Here is a 19,355-nt window from a genome sequence, read left to right as displayed (position 1 = left end):
AGATCACGCTGGCGCGATTCCCACGCCCGGCGTTCTCGGTCACCTATCGGATCGCTTTCGGCTTGCCAAGCGATCAACGGCGCCCACGCCGCAAAGCCGCCTTCAGCCGGCCTCGATTAAATCGCTGTCATGTTTCGATAGCTACCTTGCGTCACAAGATACCTTGCCGTAGTCAATGGTCATCAACGGGAGAGCCGAGGTGCCAGAAACTATCGAGATACAGCTGAAGAAGGGCGTGTTGGGGCTTTGCGTCCTGGCCCTTCTGAACCGGGCGGACAGCTACGCCTACGAGATCGCCAGCCGTTTGTCGGACGCGATCGATATGGGGGAAGGCACGATCTACCCCCTGATGCGCCGCATGCAGTCCGAAGGACAGGTCGAGACCTATCTGGTCGAATCCTCCGCCGGGCCGTCACGCAAATACTATCGACTGACCGAAGCGGGCCGGGGGGCCCTCGCCGCCCAGACTGCCGAATGGTCCGCCTTCACCAAGGCCGTCGACGCCATCGTGGCGAACGACGCCGATCAGGGAGCCGCTCAATGACGCGCGCCGAATTCATCGATCGTCTGAAGGAAGGCCTCGTCGGCCTGCCGACCACGACCGCCAACGACATCATCGCCGACTATCAGACCCACTTCGACGACGGCATCGCCGCCGGCCGCACCGAGGCCGAGGTCGCCTCCGCGCTGGGCGATCCGGTCCGCCTGGCTCGCGAGCTCAAGGCCGAGGCCGGCATCCAGCGCTGGCATCAGGAGAAGAACCCCTCCGCCGCCGCCGGCGCCGTCTTCGCGGTCCTGGGCCTGGGGGCGCTGGACATCCTGATCCTTCTGCCCCTGCTGATGGGCGTGATCGGGACCGTGTTTGGCTTCTTCCTCGCCGCTATCGGCCTGTTCATCGCAGGCGGCGTGATCATGGTTGCGGGCCCCTTCGCCGGCTTCCCCGGCGGGCCGTTCGCGGCGATCCTGATGGGTCTGGGCCTGATGGCCGGCGCCGTCTTCATCGGCGCCCTGCTGACCATCTTCACCATCTGGCTGGTCAACGGCGTCGTCTGGTTCGCCCGCCTGCACTACCGCCTGCTGAAGCCGGCGCTTGAGCCGACCAGCGTTCAATCCACCTCGACCTCGGGAGCTTCGGCATGATCCGCACCCTGTTCATCATCGCCGGCGCCGCCCTGGTGCTGTGCTTGGTCACCGTCGGCGGCGCGCTGGCGATCGGCGGCCACGACCTCCAGCGCCACGGCTGGGCCTGGACCATCAAGGACCAGGACGGTGAGACCATCCGCTTCGAGCGGGTCAAGGGCGGCGGGACCGACGATCTCGGCCCTCTGACCACCCGCACCCTGCCCTGGACCGGCGGCGAGACCCTGACCGTCGATTCCAGCATCGACGTCGACTATGTCCAGGGTGACGCCAACACCGTCGTCATCACCGGCCCCAAGGGTCTGACCGACCGGGTCCGTCTGGTCGACGGCCGCCTCGATCTGGGCGACGGCGACGAGCGGGTGGTGTTCGGCTGGGACAACGGCAACTTCTCCGCCCGCTCGGAGCGCGACGAGCTGAAAGTCGTCATCACCGCGCCCAAGGTGAACCGCTTCAACACCAAGGGTTCGGGCGACCTGCAGATCACCGGCTATGACCAGCCTTCGCTGACGGTCGACATCGCCGGTTCGGCCGAGGTCACCGCCTCGGGTCGCACCGACGCGCTGAAGCTGGACATCGCCGGCTCGGGCGATGCGTCCCTCGGCGATCTGGCGACCCGCGACGCCTGGGTGGACGTCGCCGGCTCCGGCGACGCCCGCATCGCCCCGACCGGCGACGTCAAAGTCGCCATCGCCGGCTCCGGCGACGTGGCCCTGGCCACCCGCCCCGCCAACCTGAACAGCACGGTCTCCGGCTCCGGCGACGTCTATCAGGACTGACGGTCACAACGACCACCGTGGAAAGGGGCTGGGTTCACCAGCCCCTTTTTCTTTCGTCATCCTCCGGCAAGCCGCTTGCGGCGCAGACCGGGGGACCCAGCGGCGCCGAAGGCGATGCTTCTGCTGCACTCTCGTTAAACAGGGATTGCTCGACAGGTTCGCGCTGCCGCGCGCCGCTGGGTCCCCCGGTCTCGCTGTGCTCGCCGGAGGATGACGAAAGAAGGGGTCACGCCTTCACCCCTCGGGCCCTACGCGCTAAGTCAGCCGCATGACTTTCGCTCCTCTCCCCGACGCCGGCGCCAACTGGGTCGATCGGCATGCGCCGGAGGAGCTGAAGCCGTGGTTGAAGCTGGGGCGGTTCGATCGGCCCATCGGCATCTGGCTGCTGCTGCTGCCCGGCTGGCAGGGGATCGCCCTGGCCCTGGCGCAGTATCGGCAGGCGCCGGGTCTCTACGATCTGTGGCTGTTTATCGGTTTCGGCATCGGCGCCTGTCTGATGCGGGCGGCCGGGTGCGCCTTCAACGACATCGTCGATCGGGATTTCGACGCCCAGGTCGCCCGCACCGCCCAGAGACCCATCCCGTCTGGCCGGATCAGCGTCAAACAGGCCTGGGCCTTCGTGGTGGGATGCAGCCTGATTAGCCTTTTGATCCTGTTGACTCTGCCGACCGTCGCCATCGGGCTGGGCGTCGGGTCGCTGGCCCTGGTCGCGGCCTATCCCTTCATGAAGCGGATCACCTGGTGGCCCCAGGCCTGGCTGGGCCTGACGTTCAACTGGGGGGCCCTGATGGGGTTCGCCGCCGCCCTGCCCTTGGCGGCGGCCGCCTTGCTGCTGCCCCCCGATCTCGCGGGCGCGTTCCGGCCCTTTCTGTGGTCCCCGGCCAGCGACAGCGGCCATGCGATCGACTTGACCTGGCAGGCCTATCTTCCCGCTGTCCTGCTGTGGATCGGCGGCGTCTTCTGGACGCTGGGCTACGACACCATCTATGCGCTTCAGGACATTGAGGACGACGCCATGATCGGCGTGAAATCCTCGGCCCGCCGCCTGGCCTCGGCCGTGCGGCCGGGCGTGGCGGTCTTCTATGGTCTGGCAGTTTTGCTCGCTGCGCTGACGGGCCTGTCCGCAAATCTCGGTCCGCTGTTCTGGATCGGCCTGATCGCCTACGCCGTCCATCTGGCGTGTCAGGTCATACGGCTGGACCGCAACGACGGCGCCCTGGCGCTGAAACTGTTCAAGTCCAATCGCGAGGCCGGCGTCATCCTGCTGGCCGCCATCGCTCTTGGCTCTATCTCCCTGTGATCCCCCGATGATGGAGTTTCCCATGTCGCGCACCGCCCGCACCCTGCTGTTGTCCGCCGCTGTCGCCGCCACGCTTTCCGCATCTCTGGCCGCCTGCCAGCGCAAGGAAGACAAGGCCCAGGCGCCGGCCGCGCCGGCTCCAGCCGCTGCGCCGGCCGTGTCGAACACCCCCGTCGGCTATGACAGCAAGACCCCCTATGCCGCCGTCAAACTGACCCTGCCCCAGGCGATCAAGACCACGCCCGCCCTGCACGCCGCCCTCTATGCCGACACGGTGCGCGACCTGAAGCAGTTCGAGGAAGGCGCCCAGGCCGATCTCAGCGAGGCCGGCGGCGGCCCGAATCCTTATGAAAAGACCATCGCCTTCGCGCCGGGCGCCGAGACCGGCAAACTGGTCAGCCTGGCCCGCACCGATTTCGAGTTCACCGGCGGCGCCCATCCCAACACCAGCTTCGACGCCGTGATCTGGGACAAGACGACCAACAAGCGACTGGGCTTCGCCGACCTGTTCCGGCCGGGCGCCGACCTGTCGGTCCTCGACAACGCCCTGTGCGCCGCCGCCAACGCCGCCAAACAGGCCCGCTCGCCGGGCTCGGAGGCCGCGACGCTGGACGGCAAGATGTGGACCTGCCCCAAGGCCGTCTCGACACCGTTCGTGCTGACGCCGGGCACGACGCCGGGCAAGGCGGGCGGCGTGACCTTCCTGCTGGGGCCTTATCAGATCGGCCCCTACTCCGACGGCCCCTACTGGATCGCCCTGCCGCATAGCGTCTTCCGCGCCCTGCTCAACCCCGCCTACGCCGACCAGTTCGACGGCGCCCCGGTCAAGGCCGGCGACGTGACGCCGAAGAACGGCTGACGCCTGTAAATCCTCCCCCGCCTGCGGGGGAGGGGGACCACAAAGTGGTGGAGGGGGCGGACGCATCACTGCTCTCGCCGGTTCAGATTCGTGCGGTTTTCGCCCCCTCCACCACGCTACGCGCGGTCCCCCTCCCCCGTTTCGCTGCGCTACTCGGGGGAGGATCTTCAAGGCTCACTTCGCCAGAAACGCGTCGATCAGTTCGGCGAACCGCGCCGGTTGATCGGCCATGATGAAATGCCGCGATCCATCGACGCGGATCAGGCTCACGCCGGGCAAGGCCGCATACTCTCGCGCCCACATCGCATCGGCCATCGCCGCCGGCGCCCCGCCGTCTGCATCGGCGGCGTAAAGCGCCGTCACCGGCGTTGTCATGTCCGCCAGCCCCGGCCGCGCATCGGTGGTCATGACATCCTTCATCGCCGAGGCCATGGCGTGTCGGTCGGTCGCCAACGACCAGGCGACGATGTCCGCCTGTGTCGCCGGATTGCGAGAATAGCCCGCCGCTGTCTGCGTCTGGCCGTTGCGGAAAGCCTCCTGCGGGGTGTTCAGGATGCTGCCGGCCGCCTGATCGGCGAAGGGGCGCGCCGTCTCGGCCGTGACCTGAGGCCCAAACAGGGCGGAAAAGAAAGGCAGGCTATCGACGCTCATCAATCGGCCGACGGCCTCGGGATGCGCCTGCGCCAGCCTCAGGCCGACGAGCGCACCCATGGAATGGCCGATGACCGCCGGCTGGTTCAGGTTCGCTTGACGGATATAGCGATCCATCTCGTCCACCACGGGCTGCAGGAACGGGCCGTCGCCGTGCGTCCAGGGTTCGCCGGCGAATCCGGCCGACTGCACCAGATGCACGCGGTGCGTCGCCTTCAGCCGATCCGCCGTCGTTCGCCACACTTCACGCGAAGACGCCAGTCCGGGGATCAGGATCACGTCAGGGCCTTGGCCCACCACCTCGACCGACAGCCGGTCGGAGGTAAAGGGCGCGGCGGCGGACTCCACAGGGGGCGCGGCAGGGGACGCGGCTTGGGCGCGGGCCTGATCGCTGGCCACAGCACAGGCGATCACGACGCCCAGGATGATGGCAAGGCGCGATGGGGCGAAGACGCCCCGGCAAGGGCGAATGAAGTTCGACATCACAGTCTCCAATTGTAAGGTTATTCTGACTTTTCGGTCAGCCCGCGTGCGGGTTTTCGAAAATCTCTTCGACCGGCCGCTCGAACACGGCGGCGATCCGGTAAGCGAGGTCCAGCGACGGATCGTGCCGCTCGGTCTCCAGGGCGATCACCGCCTGGCGCGAGACCCCCAGCGCCTGGCCCATCTGTTCCTGGGTCCAGCCGCGTTCGACACGTAGAAGCTTCAGACGGTTCTTCATCGGCTGCTCCGGATGAAGGGCGAAACGAGGCCGTAGAGCGCCCAGAACACCGGCACGATCAGCCAGGTCTGCATATGCGGCGCCCCGGCGAAACTCTCGCCGAAGCCCCAGAAGGCGGCGACGGCCATCGCCAGTCCTGCGGCGACGATAAACTGTTTGGCGGTGACGCCGCGCACGAACTCGTCGCTCTCGCGCATCAGCGCCAATGTCGCCCATATCTGACCGATCACCGGCGCAGCCACCGCCGCCGCCAGGATCCAGGCCGCCGGCTTGCCCATCAGATCATCGAAGGCGTCTGTGGTCATCATCGCCACGCAAATCGCGACGTAAGGCGCCGTGAACGCCATCGTGCGGATAAGATAGCGCCGATAGGCCGGCGTGCCGCTATTCCATGCCTTCATCATGTCTTGTCTCCCTCTGTAAGGACAACCTGACACCAGACGAATGTCATGTCAACCTGACTTTTTGTCAGGAACGCCGAACATTTTAGCGTCATCTGCGAGAGAGAGACGTTGCGCGCGGCAAGGTAATCATCCCAGCCGCATCATGGGCTATGCCAGCGTGCTGAAGGCTGTTACGCGCCAGTCGGAATGACTGTTCTCGATCCCGCCGCCTTCATCCGCGACAACACCCGGCTTCAGCCCGTGCCGCACGCGCCGGAGATTTCTTTGTGGCTGGCCGACGAGATCACACCGATCTGGCGGCTGACGGAAGAAGAACTGGGCGAAATGGGCGTGCCGCCGCCCTTCTGGGCGTTCGCCTGGGCGGGCGGACAGGCGCTGAGCCGGTATCTGCTGGATCATCCGCAGGAGGTCGTGGGCAAGCGCGTCTTGGACTTCGCCGCCGGTTCGGGTCTGGTCGGCGTGGCGGCGATGAAGGCTGGGGCGACCCATGTCCTGTGCGCCGACATCGATCCCTTCTGTCAGGCCGCCGTCGCCGCCAATGCGACGGCGAACGGCGTGACGCTGGACTTCACCCAGACCAATCTGCTGGACGCCGTCCCGCCGGATGTGGACGTCATCTGTGCGGGCGATATCTGCTATGAGCGTCCGATGACCGACGCCGTTCTGTCTTGGCTGGCCCAGGCCCGCGCCAGGGGAACGCGGGTCCTGATCGGCGATCCGGGACGCACCTATTTCCCACGCACGGGCCTGGATTTTCTGGCCGAGTACCGCGTCCCGACATCGCGTGAGCTGGAGGACCAGGAGATCAAGCGGTCCTCCGTCTGGGCGATGCCTTAGGCGGCGGCCTCCTTTAAGCGGCGGCCTGCCCCTCGTGGCGGCCTTCGGCGAATTCCTCGATCATCTTGGCGTTGAAGGCGGGAATGTCATCGGGGCAGCGGCTGGTCACCAGCCCCTGATCCACCACCACCGCCTCATTGACCACATTGGCCCCGGCGTTCTTCAGGTCGGTGCGGATGCTTTCGAACGACGTCATCGTGCGCCCCTCGACCACGCCCGCCTCAATCAGCAGCCAGGGCGCGTGACAGATGGCGGCGACTGGCTTGCCGGCGTCGAAGAAGGCCCGCACGAACTTCACCGCGTCCTCATCCGCCCGCAGTAGATCCGGGTTGGCGACGCCGCCCGGCAGCAGCAGGGCGGAATAGGTCGAGGCATCGACCGCCGCCACGGCCTTGTCGGCCGTGACCTTGTCGCCCGGCGTCAGATGGTCGAAGCCCTGGAATTCGCCGGCCTTCAGCGACACGATCTCGACCACCGCGCCCGCATCCTTCAGCGCCTTCATCGGTTCATTCAGTTCGACCAGCTCGACGCCGTCGGTCGCCAGGATGGCGACGGTCTTGCCGGAAAGGGATTGGGCCATGAGGAATGCTCCGTTCGTGAAAAGGGTTCGGCGGGATGAACCCACAGAAACTCAAAGGGTTGCGGCTCCGCTTGGCGGCGATGACCCGCGTCCCCACATCGTATCCATGCGATCGCTGCTGACCCTGACCGCCCTGTTGGCCGCTGCCGCTACGCCGGCCGTGGCCCAGACCTATCCGCAGGCCGGCCGCCCCTACGGCGCCTATCCGGGGGGCGTCCCCGCCGCCATCGCCGACCAGCACCGCTATGAGAACGACCGTCTGCGTTCTCAGGCGCAGTCGAACGCCGATCAGGCGCGTCAACAGCAGATCGAGACCCAGCTTCGCCTGCGCGCCATCGAAGGCGCACGCGGACCGACCGTCGCCCAGCCCTTGCCGCCCCGCCCGCTCTACAGCCCCGAGCAGGAGCGGGCCCTGCGCCAGTCCGCCGCCGAACGCCGCCAGCAGACAGCCCAGGGCATGAGCCAGATCGACAACTGGCTTGCCCGCCCCCAATGAAGCGTCCGAACTGACGCATCCCTTCCCTTGCACCCGCGTTCCTGCCTAGCTTAACCAGGATCGGGCGGAGGGATACGAGATGCGTTGGAAGGGCGGAGACACGAGCGGTCGGATCGAGGACCGACGCGGCATGGGCGGTGGAGCCATTGCAGGCGGCGGCTTGGGCGTGGGCGTCCTGGCCATCATCGGTTACCTCGTGTTCGGCATCGATCCTTCGACCACAACGCAAATCGCCAGCCAGTTTGGCGGCGTCGGCGCTTCGGAGCAGCAGGGCAAGGTCGGGACGCCCGAAGACGAGGCTGGCCGGTTCGTCGATGTCGTCCGCACCAATATCGATCAGGTCTGGGCCACGAAGCTGCAAGGGTATCAGCCCCCCCAAGTTCGCCTGTACGAACAGGGCACACCCACCGGCTGCGGCTATGGTCAGTCGGCCATGGGTCCCTTCTACTGCCCGACCGACAAGACGGTCTATCTGGACCTCGGCTTCTGGCAGGAGATGGAAAACCAGCTTGGCGCCTCAGGCGCCGACTTCGCCCGCGCCTATGTCATCGCCCACGAGTTCGGCCATCACGTCCAGACCCTGACCGGCACCTCGGATCAGGTTCGCCAGGCCCAGCAGCGCGCCTCGGGTCAGGCCGAAGCCAATCAGTATTCGGTGGCGCTGGAGCTTCAAGCCGACTGCTACGCCGGCGTCTGGGCCCGGAACGCCTCGGCCGTTTCCAACGGTCAGGTCGCGCTCGAGCCCGGCGATATTGAAGAGGGGATGAAGACCGCCCAGGCCATCGGTGACGACACCCTGCAACGGCGCAGCGGCGGCCGCGTCTCTCCCGAGAGCTTCACTCACGGCTCTTCGGCGCAGCGCGTCGAATGGCTGCAGCGCGGCTATCAGTCAGGCGACCCGGCGTCCTGCGACACCTTCAGCGGCGCCTGATCGCCGCGCCCCTTCAAAACGATTGATTGACTGACGATGCACGACCGCGCCGGCACGACCGCACGCCCCGAAAACCTGATCGATCTCGACGCCCTGCTCGGCGCCTATGAGACGACCCGGCCCGACATGGGCGATCCGCAGCAGCGGGTCGTCTTCGGCACCTCGGGCCACCGGGGATCCAGCCTGGACGGCGCCTTCAACCAGGCTCACATCCTGGCCATCGCCCAGGCGATCGCCGAATACCGCGCGGCCCAGGGCGTTGATGGCCCATTGTTCCTCGGTCGCGACACCCACGGCCTGTCCGAACCCGCCTTCCGCACGACGCTGGAAGTGCTGATCGCCAATGGGGTCGAGGTGTTGATCGACGCCCGCGACGGCTTCACCCCCACGCCGGCCGTTTCGCACGCCATCCTGACGCACAACCGATCTAACAGCCGCCAAGCCGACGGCGTCCTGATCACCCCGTCGCACAATCCGCCCCGTGACGGCGGCATCAAATACAATCCCCCCTCCGGCGGCCCGGCCGGGGGCGAGGCCACATCCGCCATCGCCGCCCGCGCCAACCAGCTGATCGAAGGCGGCCTGACCGAGGTGCGCCGCATTCCCTTCGCCCAGGCGCATGCGGCGGCGGGTCGGTTCGACTATCTGGCCGCCTATATCGACGACCTGCCCAGCGTTCTGGACCTGGACGCCATCCGTAACGCCGGCGTCCGCATCGGCGCCGATCCGCTGGGCGGCGCGGCCGTGGCCTATTGGGGTGAGATCGCTGAGCGCCACCGACTGGACCTGACCGTCGTCAACGACGCCGTCGATCCGCGCTGGGCCTTCGTGCCGCTGGACGCCGACGGCAAGATCCGCATGGACTGCTCCTCGCCCAGCGCCATGGCCGGCCTGATCGGCATGATGAAGGACGACTCGGCCCATGACGTCGCCTTCGGCAACGACGCCGACGCGGATCGCCACGGCATCGTCACCCCCGACGCCGGCCTGATGAACCCCAACCATTTCATGGCCGCCGCCATCGCCTATCTATTCGCCAACCGACCCGGCTGGGGCGCGGACGTCGCGGTGGGCAAGACCCTGGTCTCATCGTCCATGATCGACCGCGTCGTCGCCGGCCTGGGTCGCCGCCTGCTGGAAGTCCCCGTCGGCTTCAAACACTTCGTGCCCGGCCTCTTGGACGGAACCGTCGGTTTCGGCGGCGAGGAATCGGCCGGGGCCTCCTTCCTGCGCCACGACGGCAGGGTGTGGACCACGGACAAGGACGGCATCCTCCTGTGCCTGCTGGCCGCCGAGATCCAGGGCCGCACCGGCCAGAGCGCCAGCCAGCTCTACGCCGGTCTGACCGACCAGTACGGCGCCCCCGCCTACGCCCGCGTCGATGCTCCGGCCAATCGCACGGAAAAGGCCCGGCTTGCCGCCCTCAGCCCCTCGGACGTGACCGCGACCACCCTGGCCGGCCAGCCGATCACCGGCATCCTGACGAAGGCCCCTGGCAACGGCGAGGCCATCGGCGGGCTGAAGGTCGTCACCGCCGACGCCTGGTTCGCCGCCCGCCCCTCGGGCACCGAGGACGTCTACAAGATCTACGGCGAATCCTTCCTCGGCCCCGACCACCTGGCGACCGTCCAGGCCGAGGCCAGGGCCGTGGTGGGGACGGCTCTGGCGGGCTGAGCGCCTAGCCGACCGTGATCTCCATCGGCCGTTCGACGAACAGGCCGGGGCCGCCCAGGTCCAGTGCAAGCCGGCGGTTCTCGAAGGCCGCCATGCCGATCAGGGCCTTGGGGAAGCCCGGCACCGCGACGTCGTCATAGATGGCGACCGCCGCCTGACGATACAGTTCGTCGCCGATGGTCAGGGTGCGCACGACGACCGTCTCGGCGCGCACCGTGCCGCCCAGGACGATGCTCTGGCCCGGCGTGCGTTCGCGTCCGTCCAGCAGGCCGGCGGCCTCGGCGGTCTCGCGCGTGACGGCCAGTACGGCCGAGGCGCCGGTGTCGATCACCGCATTGACCGTCGCCCCTTCCAGGGTGATGCCCGCCTGCAAGGCCTTGCCGGCCCGCGTCACCGGCACAGGTTTCAGCGACGACGGCGGCGTCCAGCCCTCGCGCGGCAAGAACCGGACCCGGTGCTCGGCCGTGTCCAGCTCCAGCACCAGTTCGCGCAGCACGTCCTGACCCAGGATCAGCGCCGCACCCAATCCTTGATCGCCGGCCAGCGGCCCCAGGCCGAGGATCGCCGCGCGCAATCCGGTCAGCCGCAAGCCGCCGATCGCCACATCCAGCGTCGTCCCGCGTCCGACCTGGGCGTCGCCGCCGACGCCGTAAGCCACCATCGGGATGTTGAAGACGTGGGTCAGGCCCAGCCGCTCGACCAACGACCGATCGATGACCGAATATTGCGCCCCCGAATCGATCAGGGCGCGCACCGGCTGTCCGTTCACGGTCACCTCGACCGTCGGGGTCGGCGCGCGCGGCTCGGCATAGGGCAGCCAGCCGCTGGAGCCGTTCGCGGCGAACGCGACCGTCGGCCCGCGCCAGACCACATGGTCGCGCAGCCACCAGGCCCCGCCCACCCCGCCGGCGACCAGCCCCAGCCGGATCAGAAGATCGCGTCGTCTCATGCCGCTTGACATGGACCGTCGCAGCGATCCGCGCCAGCGGGGCGATGTCGCAACCCCCCGTGCAGGACCGACGACATTGCACACGAGGCGGCAAAATATGCGCCTGAACCCCCGCTTCTACGCCCGGACGCGGATTGTCGGGCCACAGCCCGCGAAAACCCGACAAAATCATCCAGAAAGCGGGTGACGCCGCCGCCTCGTCTGGCTACGACCATCGGCGTCATGAGCACCTCCAGCGCCCGCTACGTCTCGACCCGAGGCCAATCACCCGAAACGGATTTCACCGACGCCCTGCTGCGCGGCATCGCACCCGACGGCGGCCTCTTTATGCCGACCGCTTGGCCCAGCCTGTCGCCCGCCGCCTGGACCGGAGCGGCCGACTACAAGGCGATCGCACTGCAAGCCATCGCCCCCTTTATCGGCGACGCCCTGCCCGCCGGCGCGCTGGACCGCGCGCTGGACCGACTGACCGCCGGGTTCGACCATCCGCTGGTCACGCCTTTGGTCGAACTGGAGCCGGGCCTGTTCGTGCTGGAGCTGTTCCACGGCCCGACCGCCGCCTTCAAGGATCTGGCGATGCAGCTGGTCGCCAGCCTGACGGACGAGGCCCTGGCCGCCTCGGGCGAGCGTCTGACCATTCTGACCGCCACCTCGGGCGACACCGGCGCCGCCGCCGTGCGCGCCTTCGCCGGCGCCAAGTCGGTCGATCTGGTCGTGCTGCACCCGCTGGATCGCGTCTCGCCGGTTCAGCGCAAACAGATGACGACGGTCGAGGCCGACAATGTCCTGAACCTTGCCGTCCGCGGTGATTTCGACGACTGCCAGCGTCTGGTGAAGGGCCTGCTGGCCGACGAGGCATTGCGTGAACGCGGCCGACTGTCCTCGGTCAATTCGATCAACTGGGCGCGGCTGGCCGGCCAGATCCCCTACTATATCTCCGCCACGGCCCAGCTGGGCGGGGCCGCGACCTTCGTCGTGCCGACCGGCAATTTCGGCGACGCCTTCGCCGGCATCGCCGCGACGAAGATGGGCCTGCCGTCCAACGGCTTCGTCGCGGCCGTGAACCAGAACGACGCCCTGGCCCGCGCCCTGAACGACGGCCTGTATTCACGCCGTCCGGCGGTCGAAAGCGGCAGCGTCTCCATGGATGTGCAGGCGCCATCCAACTTCGAGCGGCTGGTGTTCGAGGCGACGGGCCGCGACGCCGGGGCGACGCGCACCGTGTTCGAAACCTTCGCCCGCGACGGCGCCATCGCCTTCGATCCGGACCTTCTCACCTCCCTGCGCGATCAGGTCTCGGCAGTCTCCATCGACGAGGACGAGACGCGCGCCGAGATCGCCCACGCCCATCAGGCCTGGGGCCGCGTCATCTGCCCGCATACGGCCGTGGCGCTGGCCGCCGCGCGTCGCCAGGACCGCTCGAAAGGCCCCGTCGTCGCCCTGTCCACCGCCCATCCGTCCAAGTTCGGCGACTTCGTCTCGAACGTCCTGGGCTTCGAACCCGAACCCGCAAACGTCATCGCCGCCCTGGGCGACAAGCCCGAGCGGTTGACGATCGTCGATGGGACGATGGACGCGGCGCGTGACGCCGTGGCGGCCTTTTCAGGCCGCCACTAGAACGTCTTAGCGACGACCGCCGCCGGTCAGGGCGCGCAGCAGAAGCAGGCCGACGCCGGCGACCGACAGGGTCGTGACCAGCGGACGCTTGCGCGCTTCGGCGGCGACGGTGCGGGCCTTGTCGCGGTAGTCGGCGGGGACCTTTTCGACCAGGCGATCAACCGAATCCATCGCCTTGCCGAAGGTTTCCAGCGAGCGGCCCTTGGCGTCGTTATAGGCGCCTTCGACCTGCATCTTCTGGTCGCCGACCAGCTTTCCGACGCCTTTTTGGAACTTGCCTTGCGCCTGCGAGGCGGCGCCGTTGATGGTTTCGTCAGTCATGATCTTCGTCCTCGGGGAGCGGCGGACTTCGCCGTTGCACCATCAAAATCCCGGCCAAGCTTTCGGTTCCAGCGCGGACTCGGATGTCTTTCGAGAGACAAGCCCATCGCATCCATCCCAAACCTGCAAACAGCGAATTGCGATTTCAATGACTTGGTGGTCGCCAGCGACATTCGACCATACAGTTGGAAAACCGTGAGACACTACGCCTCCGGTCTTTGACATCGCCGTCAGGTAAAATTGCACTGTCTTGCACTTTGCACGCGTTTTCCGGGTGCAGTGCAATTTCGCCGTGTTAACGAAGCGCACCAGATGCGCCGTCTTCTTGCCCGCCTCAGGCCGGTTCGGTCGCGCGCCAGTGGTCCATCCGACGCAGGAAGACAGCCGGATCCTTGGGCGTCACCAGATTGGCGGGATCGTGGAAAATGCGATCATGCAGCCGTGTCACGGTGAACCGCAGAGCCGCCGCTTCGCCCAGGCGCGGCAAGGCTTCCCGCTCGGCGGCGTTCAGCGGCCGCACGGACTCATAGCCGCCCTGGAAGGCCGCCAGGGCGTCCGGCATGGCCCGCCCCTGGGCGTCGAAGCCCCAGGCCGACAGGGCGATGGCGAGGTCATAGGCGAAGGCGCCGGTGCAGCCGAAATAGAAGTCGATCACCGCTGACACGGCGTGGTCCTCGAACAGCACATTGTCGGGAAAATAGTCGGCATGGATCGCCCCGCCCGGCAGATCGTCCGCAAAGGGATCGCCCAGCCGCGCCAGCGTCGCCTGGACCTGTCTCAACAACGCGCGATCCGCGTCGGACGCCCGCCCTTCTCCCTCGACGCACCGATCGACCAGCCGACGCCACATCGCCGGTCCGACCGGATTGGCGCGTTCCAGATCAAAATCAGCCGCCGTCAGATGAAGCCGCGCCAGCACCGCGCCCGCCGCCGCCTGATCCGCCGATGACGGCGTGCGCAGCCAGGCGCCGGTCTTCCATTCGATCACCGCCGCCGCCCGGCCGTTCAGTCGTCCCAGCCATGCTCCCGACCGGTCCTCGATCGGCGTCGGGCAAGGAAAGCCGCGCGCCGCCAGATGCGCCGTCAGCCCCAGGCAGAAGGGCAGCGACGCCTCGTCCGTCCGCCCCTCGAACAGGGTCAGGACGAACCGACCGCGCGTCGTGTCCAGCCGATAGTTGGTGTTCTCCACCCCCTCGGCGATGGCCGTCAGTTCGACGACTTCGCCGATGTCGTAGCCGGCCAGGAACGCCTCTGCGTCGGCAAGGGAAACGGGGGTGAAGACGGCCATGGCTCTAGTTTAGGCCCGCATCGGCGCGGCGTGCACGCACGATCTCGGCCAGGTCCGCCATGATGCTCTCTGTCGTGGCCCAACGCCCGGCGCCCCGGCCCCGGCAGCGCCACACGCGGCCGTCGGCGCCATAGACCTTCAACGCATTGCCCTCGCCGCGCAGGGTCGAGAACAGCGGGTCGCCATGGTCGGCGTTCAGCGACACCGACGGGCAAATCACCCCGTCCTTCAGATGAGCCGCGCCGATCTGGCGCACCCCGCCGGCGGCCGAGGTCGCCTCGGTCAGGTGGTCGCGCGGCACGTCGCCATCGGGCGAGCGACCGAACGCCTCGTGGCACAAAAGCCGCACCTTGGCCGCCGCATCCAGGCCTTCCAGATCCGAGGACGGATCCTCCTCGGCGAATCCCGCCGCGCGGGCGTCCGCCAGGGCTTCGTTGAAGGCCGCGCCGTCGCCCAACCGCTCCAGCATGAAGTTGACCGTGCCGTTCAGCACCGCCTCGAAGCCGACCACCTCGCCGGCCGCGCGGGCCGCGCGGACCGTCTCGATCATCGGCGATCCGCCCCCGACCGAGGCCGACCAGAAGATGCGCCGTCCGTTGGCCTCCGCCAGGGCCTGAAGGCCGCCCGGATCGCGGCTGACCGCCTGTTTGTTGGCGCTGGCGACATCGCAGCCGGCCTCGAGCGCGGCGCGGATCACGGCATGGCCCGCCTCGCCTTCCGACAGGGCCTCCAGCACGATGTCGGGCTTTTTCGCCCACAGGTCCGCCGGGTTGGAGGTGAACAGCGAGGCCGGACAGTCCACGTCGCGCGCCTTCTTCGGATTGCGCACCAGCACGCCCACGACCTCATAGCGAGGATCGTCAAGCAGCTTAGCCAGAACGCCGCCGCCGACCACGCCGCACCCGGCGACCGCGACCTTCAGCGGCGGCAGGGCGGGCGCGGGACCGGGCGGCGCCGACTTGTCGCCGATGACCGTGCCGTCGGCGCGGTCCAGAGCGGCCACCTCGATCTCGACCCCGCGGCTTTCACCCAGGTCGATGGCGTCGTGCTGGACCAGCGCGCCGCCCAGCTTGCGCGCCACGTCCCAGGAGGCGCGGCGATAGCGCAGGGCCGGGGCCGTCTTGTCATTGGGGTCGTGGTCATAGAGGCCGTCCACATCCTTGACCAACCGCACCTTCTTCAGCCCCAGCTCGGCTGCGAGGAACACCGCCGTCAGGTCCGATCCGCCCCGTCCCAGCAGGGCCACCTTGCCGTCCGGCCGCACCGCGCCGAAGCCCGGCACCACCACCACCTCGTGGCGATCCAGCGCCTGTTTCAGATGATCGGGCCGCAGGCCGCAGGGGCGCGAATGCTCCGGCTCGCCCTCCGCCACGATGCCCAGTTCCCGCACCGACAGGGCGCAGGCGTCCAGGCCGATCCGATCGCAGGCAATGGCGACCAGGGCCGCCGACTTTTCCTCGCCCAGGGCGACGTAGCCGGGCAGCAGGTCGTTGGAATGGGCCAGACCCAGCGCCCTCGCCTCGCCCAACAATCGGTCCGTCGCCCCGCCGAAGGCCGAGACCACCGCCACCACCTTTCGGCCCGCCCGCACATGGCCATAGACGGCCGAGGCGACCAGCGGCGCCTCCGCCGGGCTGCGCAGGATGGACGAGCCGAACTTCAACACCACCACCTCGGGTGATGGCTGATTGCTGGGGTCGAGGCTTTCGGATTTTTCTACGACGGCGAGTTGGGCGGACATCGGGGTTCTCGGGAAAGGTCGGGATGGGGTGGGGTGAAAAGAAAAACCCCGCCTGGCGGACCGGGCGGGGTTCGGGTTCTGCGGTTGCCGGGGTTCGGCGCGCTAAACTCGTCCCGCCCGTTCGGGCATGGTGGTGGTGCCGGTCGTACCGCCGATAATCGTGCCGCCGAGGATCATGCCGAAACGCGTCGCGGCGAGGCCGGCGACGGTCGAAACTTCGGCGATGAGCGAGCGCTGTTGCACAGGGCAGGTCCGGTTGAAATCTGAGCCTAGGGTGATCGGACGACCGTGACTCTGTCAAGTCGCATTGAATGATTTTTTCAAGAGAGGGCGCTTATGATGCGTTTTCACCCCCGTGAGGTGGCCGACCGTCATCAATGAGGTTGAATTTTTCGCTTGACCGGCACCGCCCGGATCATCAACGTAAAGTCACTCATCAAGACCAGCCGAGGGATTAGGCCCTTTGACGCTGGGGCAACCATCGGGTCTCACAGCTCGAAACGGTGCCAACTCCTGCGGGGTCCTTCGGGGTCGCGAGAGATGAGTGGAGCATCGACGAGACGACGCTCCACGCTCTGTCACCGCATCGAGACTTGCTGAGCGAGAACGATGCGGAACGAAGATGACACTGGCCGAAACCACCCTGCTCGAAGACCCCGACTGTCGCCGCGCGACAGCCCTCACCCCTGTCCGCGAACCGACGCGTGAGCGCGGCGGCGCCCGCGACGTCATCGTTCCCATTCCCGCCGATTTCCGCCTCGCCTCGGGCGAAAAGCTGAACCAGCCCAATATCGTCGGCCGCCTGCATGGCCGGATCGGCGCGCCGGTCGTCGTGGTCGCCGGCGGCATCTCGGCCGGCCGCTTCGTCCACCGGACGGAGACCAACGGCCTGGGCTGGTGGTCGGGCGCTGTATCGGTGCGCGGGCCCATCGACCTGAGCCGCCTGCAAGTTCTGGCCGTCGATTTCGCCCCCGGCACCGAGTTCCTGGACAAGGCCATCACCATCACCACCCAGGACCAGGCCCGCCTGCTGGCCCTGGTCCTGAACCATCTGAAGATCGAGCGCGTCGCCGCCTTCGTCGGCTGCTCATACGGAGGCATGGTCGGCCTGGCCTTCGCCGAACTGTTCCCCGACTGGGCCGAGCAGCTGATCATCGTGTCGGCCGCCCATCGCGCCCATCCCCAGGCCACCGCCTGGCGCGGCATCCAGCGCCGCATCCTGCAGTTCGCCGTCGCCGCCGGCCGTCCCGAGGACGGCGTCGCCCTGGCCCGCGAACTGGCCATGACCACCTATCGCACGGCCGAGGAGTTCGACGACCGCTTCGACACCACGGCGCCCAGCGCGGTCGGCGGCGCCTATCCCGTATGCGACTATCTGACGGCGCGGGGCCAGGCCTACCGGACCCACACCACCCCGGCGCGCTGGCTGTCGATGTCCGACTCGCTGGACCGCCACAGCGTGACGCCGGAAGCCATCACCACCCCCGTCACCCTGATCGGCTTCACCTCCGACCGGCTGGTGCCGATCGACGACATCCGCGAACTGGCCGCGCGGTTGCCGACCCTGTGGCGCTTCGTCGAGGCGCCCTCGCTCTATGGCCACGACGCCTTTCTGAAGGAGGACGCCTTCGTCGGCGACATCCTCCGCGCCGCCTTGAAGGACATCAAAGCATGACCCGTATCGCCAATCCGCACACCATCGCCGCCCGCACGGGCGTGGATACGGACACGGCCCACGGCGCGGTCATGCCGCCGCTGTATCTGTCGTCGAACTATTCCTTCGCCGGCTTCGATCAGAAGCGGAAGTACGACTATAGCCGTTCCGGCAATCCGACCCGCGACGTGCTGGCCGAGACCCTGACCGAGCTGGAGGGCGGCGCCGGCTGCGTCATTACCGCCACCGGCATGGCGGCGGTCGACCTGCCCCTGACCCTGCTGGAGCCGGGCGACCTGCTGATCGCGCCGCACGACTGTTACGGCGGCACCTGTCGCCTGCTGAACGCCCGCGCGAAGAAGGGGCATTTCGAACTGTTGCTGGTCGATCAGGGCGACCCCGTCGCCTTCGAGGCCGCCCTGGCCCTGAAGCCCAAGCTGGTGCTGGTCGAGACCCCCTCCAACCCCCTGCTGCGCTTGGTCGATGTCGCCGACATCTGCACCCGCGCCCATGCGGCGGGCGCCAAGGTCGTGTGCGACAACACCTTCCTGTCGCCGGCCTTGCAGAACCCGATCAAGCTGGGCGCCGATTTCGTGGTCCACTCCACCACCAAGTTCATTAACGGCCATTCCGACGTGGTCGGCGGCGCCGTCATCTCGGCCGACGCCGAGGATCACCAGACCCTGGCCTGGTGGGCCAACTGCACCGGCGTGACCGGCTCGCCCTTCGACGCCTACCTGACCCTGCGCGGCGTGCGCACCCTGTTCGCGCGCATCGAGCGGCAACAGGCCACGGCCGGCAAGATCGCCGAAAAGCTGGCCGCCCACCCGGCGGTCAAGGCCGTCCACTATCCCGGCCTGAAGTCGCACCCCAACCACGCCCTGGTCGCGGCCCAGCAGGCCGGCCCCGGCGCCATGCTCAGCTTCGAACTGCAAGGCGGCACGGACGCCGTGCGCGATCTGGTCGAGACGCTGGAGATATTCACCCTGGCGGAATCGCTGGGCGGCGTCGAAAGCCTGATCGCCCACCCGGCCACCATGACCCACGCCGCCATGACGCCGGAACAGCGCGCCACGGCCGGCATCGGCGATGGCTTGGTGCGCCTGTCGGTGGGTTTGGAGCATGTCGAGGACCTGATCGCCGACCTGTTCCCGGCGCTGGACGCGCTTGTGCCCGCAACCGCCGCGGCCGCGTAACTTTTTGCTTGCAGGAGGAGCCGAACCGGGGCACATGCGCCGCCCCGGCTGCGGTCCCTTCGTCTATCGGTTAGGACGTCAGGTTTTCAACCTGAAAAGAGGGGTTCGACTCCCCTAGGGACTGCCACCGGCGGCGCATTTGCAGCGCCCTTCCCGAACATCGTCGAGCGAACGCTCCGATCCCGGATTAAGATTTTGGTAACCATTTTGTTCGGAA

21 protein-coding genes, 1 tRNA gene and 1 riboswitch are annotated in these 19,355 nt (G+C 67.8%); of the genes, 13 read left to right on the top strand and 9 right to left on the bottom strand.

Annotated elements, in window-relative coordinates:
• The first annotated feature begins 199 nt into the window (after positions 1–199).
• From ABIB58_RS04080 to ABIB58_RS04060, 5 genes are all read left to right on the top strand, one after another.
• Positions 200–544, top strand: coding sequence for a PadR family transcriptional regulator (locus ABIB58_RS04080; RefSeq protein ID WP_039244893.1), 345 nt, complete (start codon positions 200–202; stop codon positions 542–544).
• Positions 541–1,140 (top strand): DUF1700 domain-containing protein, encoded by a 600-nt coding sequence (locus tag ABIB58_RS04075; protein ID WP_045809754.1) that lies wholly within the window; start codon positions 541–543, stop codon positions 1,138–1,140. The genes ABIB58_RS04080 and ABIB58_RS04075 overlap by 4 nt, the downstream gene beginning before the upstream one ends.
• Entirely contained in the window at positions 1,137–1,919 is a 783-nt protein-coding gene (locus ABIB58_RS04070; RefSeq protein ID WP_185224547.1) for a GIN domain-containing protein, read from the top strand. Before ABIB58_RS04075 ends, ABIB58_RS04070 begins: the two co-directional genes overlap by 4 nt.
• Positions 1,920–2,187: 268 nt before the next feature.
• Positions 2,188–3,219 carry a UbiA family prenyltransferase gene (locus tag ABIB58_RS04065; RefSeq protein WP_185224546.1) on the top strand — a complete coding sequence of 344 codons (1,032 nt, stop codon included), beginning with the start codon at positions 2,188–2,190 and terminating at the stop codon, positions 3,217–3,219.
• A 22-nt stretch (positions 3,220–3,241) separates the two neighbouring features.
• The gene (locus tag ABIB58_RS04060) at positions 3,242–4,078 is read left to right on the top strand and encodes a DUF3298 and DUF4163 domain-containing protein (protein ID WP_205196084.1); all 837 of its coding nucleotides are present in this window, start codon (positions 3,242–3,244) and stop codon (positions 4,076–4,078) included.
• A 174-nt stretch (positions 4,079–4,252) separates the two neighbouring features.
• On the opposite strand, the gene ABIB58_RS04055 is transcribed toward ABIB58_RS04060, so the two are convergent.
• Genes ABIB58_RS04055 through ABIB58_RS04045 form a run of 3 tightly spaced genes read right to left on the bottom strand, consistent with a single transcriptional unit; the run spans position 4,253 to position 5,854 of the window.
• Positions 4,253–5,212, bottom strand: a complete 960-nt coding sequence (locus ABIB58_RS04055) for an alpha/beta fold hydrolase (RefSeq protein ID WP_185224544.1) — start codon at positions 5,210–5,212, stop codon at positions 4,253–4,255.
• A gap of 37 nt (positions 5,213–5,249) precedes the next feature.
• Positions 5,250–5,450 carry a helix-turn-helix transcriptional regulator gene (locus ABIB58_RS04050; RefSeq protein WP_039244155.1) on the bottom strand — a complete coding sequence of 67 codons (201 nt, stop codon included), beginning with the start codon at positions 5,448–5,450 and terminating at the stop codon, positions 5,250–5,252.
• Positions 5,447–5,854 carry a hypothetical protein gene (locus tag ABIB58_RS04045; protein WP_045809750.1) on the bottom strand — a complete coding sequence of 136 codons (408 nt, stop codon included), beginning with the start codon at positions 5,852–5,854 and terminating at the stop codon, positions 5,447–5,449. Before ABIB58_RS04045 ends, ABIB58_RS04050 begins: the two co-directional genes overlap by 4 nt.
• 186 nt (positions 5,855–6,040) lie before the next feature.
• On the opposite strand from ABIB58_RS04045, the gene ABIB58_RS04040 reads away from it, so the two are divergent.
• Positions 6,041–6,691 (top strand): class I SAM-dependent methyltransferase, encoded by a 651-nt coding sequence (locus tag ABIB58_RS04040; protein WP_354039226.1) that lies wholly within the window; start codon positions 6,041–6,043, stop codon positions 6,689–6,691.
• A gap of 13 nt (positions 6,692–6,704) precedes the next feature.
• Here the strand turns inward: ABIB58_RS04040 and ABIB58_RS04035 are convergent, their stop codons facing one another.
• The gene (locus tag ABIB58_RS04035) at positions 6,705–7,271 is read right to left on the bottom strand and encodes a type 1 glutamine amidotransferase domain-containing protein (RefSeq protein WP_161638283.1); all 567 of its coding nucleotides are present in this window, start codon (positions 7,269–7,271) and stop codon (positions 6,705–6,707) included.
• Positions 7,272–7,377: 106 nt separating this feature from the next.
• Here ABIB58_RS04035 and ABIB58_RS04030 point away from each other — a divergent pair, with 106 nt between their 5' ends.
• The 3 genes from ABIB58_RS04030 (at position 7,378) to pgm (ending at position 10,372) form a co-directional block, all read left to right on the top strand.
• Positions 7,378–7,767, top strand: a complete 390-nt coding sequence (locus ABIB58_RS04030; protein ID WP_354039224.1) for a hypothetical protein — start codon at positions 7,378–7,380, stop codon at positions 7,765–7,767.
• Positions 7,768–7,846: 79 nt separating this feature from the next.
• A complete protein-coding gene (gene ypfJ / locus ABIB58_RS04025) occupies positions 7,847–8,698 on the top strand; it encodes a KPN_02809 family neutral zinc metallopeptidase (RefSeq protein ID WP_242077261.1) in 852 nt (283 codons plus the stop codon).
• Between the two features lie 36 nt (positions 8,699–8,734).
• Positions 8,735–10,372, top strand: coding sequence for a phosphoglucomutase (alpha-D-glucose-1,6-bisphosphate-dependent) (gene pgm, locus ABIB58_RS04020; protein ID WP_354039221.1), 1,638 nt, complete (start codon positions 8,735–8,737; stop codon positions 10,370–10,372).
• A gap of 4 nt (positions 10,373–10,376) precedes the next feature.
• On the opposite strand, the gene ABIB58_RS04015 is transcribed toward pgm, so the two are convergent.
• Entirely contained in the window at positions 10,377–11,321 is a 945-nt protein-coding gene (locus tag ABIB58_RS04015; RefSeq protein ID WP_354039219.1) for a retropepsin-like aspartic protease, read from the bottom strand.
• A 183-nt stretch (positions 11,322–11,504) separates the two neighbouring features.
• On the opposite strand from ABIB58_RS04015, the gene thrC reads away from it, so the two are divergent.
• Positions 11,505–12,938 carry a threonine synthase gene (gene thrC, locus ABIB58_RS04010; RefSeq protein ID WP_354039217.1) on the top strand — a complete coding sequence of 478 codons (1,434 nt, stop codon included), beginning with the start codon at positions 11,505–11,507 and terminating at the stop codon, positions 12,936–12,938.
• Positions 12,939–12,944: 6 nt separating this feature from the next.
• Here the strand turns inward: thrC and ABIB58_RS04005 are convergent, their stop codons facing one another.
• The 4 genes from ABIB58_RS04005 to ABIB58_RS03990 all read right to left on the bottom strand — a co-directional run bounded on the left by ABIB58_RS04005 (position 12,945) and on the right by ABIB58_RS03990 (position 16,531).
• Positions 12,945–13,259: a CsbD family protein gene (locus ABIB58_RS04005; protein WP_039244733.1), complete on the bottom strand. Its 315-nt coding sequence runs from the start codon at positions 13,257–13,259 to the stop codon at positions 12,945–12,947.
• Between the two features lie 334 nt (positions 13,260–13,593).
• The gene (thrB, locus tag ABIB58_RS04000) at positions 13,594–14,547 is read right to left on the bottom strand and encodes a homoserine kinase (protein WP_354039215.1); all 954 of its coding nucleotides are present in this window, start codon (positions 14,545–14,547) and stop codon (positions 13,594–13,596) included.
• Between the two features lie 4 nt (positions 14,548–14,551).
• Positions 14,552–16,288 (bottom strand): amino acid kinase family protein, encoded by a 1,737-nt coding sequence (locus ABIB58_RS03995; protein WP_354039213.1) that lies wholly within the window; start codon positions 16,286–16,288, stop codon positions 14,552–14,554.
• A 102-nt stretch (positions 16,289–16,390) separates the two neighbouring features.
• A complete protein-coding gene (locus ABIB58_RS03990) occupies positions 16,391–16,531 on the bottom strand; it encodes a hypothetical protein (protein WP_017505697.1) in 141 nt (46 codons plus the stop codon).
• Between the two features lie 187 nt (positions 16,532–16,718).
• Positions 16,719–16,835, top strand: a riboswitch (SAM riboswitch).
• A gap of 75 nt (positions 16,836–16,910) precedes the next feature.
• Between ABIB58_RS03990 and metX the strand changes: the two genes are divergently transcribed.
• From metX to ABIB58_RS03975, 3 genes are all read left to right on the top strand, one after another.
• Positions 16,911–17,963: a homoserine O-succinyltransferase MetX gene (gene metX, locus ABIB58_RS03985; protein WP_045809740.1), complete on the top strand. Its 1,053-nt coding sequence runs from the start codon at positions 16,911–16,913 to the stop codon at positions 17,961–17,963.
• Positions 17,960–19,138: a cystathionine gamma-synthase gene (metB, locus tag ABIB58_RS03980; RefSeq protein WP_045809739.1), complete on the top strand. Its 1,179-nt coding sequence runs from the start codon at positions 17,960–17,962 to the stop codon at positions 19,136–19,138. Before metX ends, metB begins: the two co-directional genes overlap by 4 nt.
• 52 nt (positions 19,139–19,190) lie before the next feature.
• A tRNA-Glu gene (locus ABIB58_RS03975) sits at positions 19,191–19,265 on the top strand.
• Positions 19,266–19,355: the final 90 nt, after the last annotated feature.

Origin of the sequence: Brevundimonas sp. UYEF29 (assembly GCF_040546195.1) — a bacterium.
In the GTDB taxonomy this organism is placed as follows: Bacteria; Pseudomonadota; Alphaproteobacteria; order Caulobacterales; family Caulobacteraceae; genus Brevundimonas; species Brevundimonas huaxiensis.
Note: the sequence above shows the minus strand (reverse complement) of the source record. Positions and strands in the feature narration are given on the sequence as shown.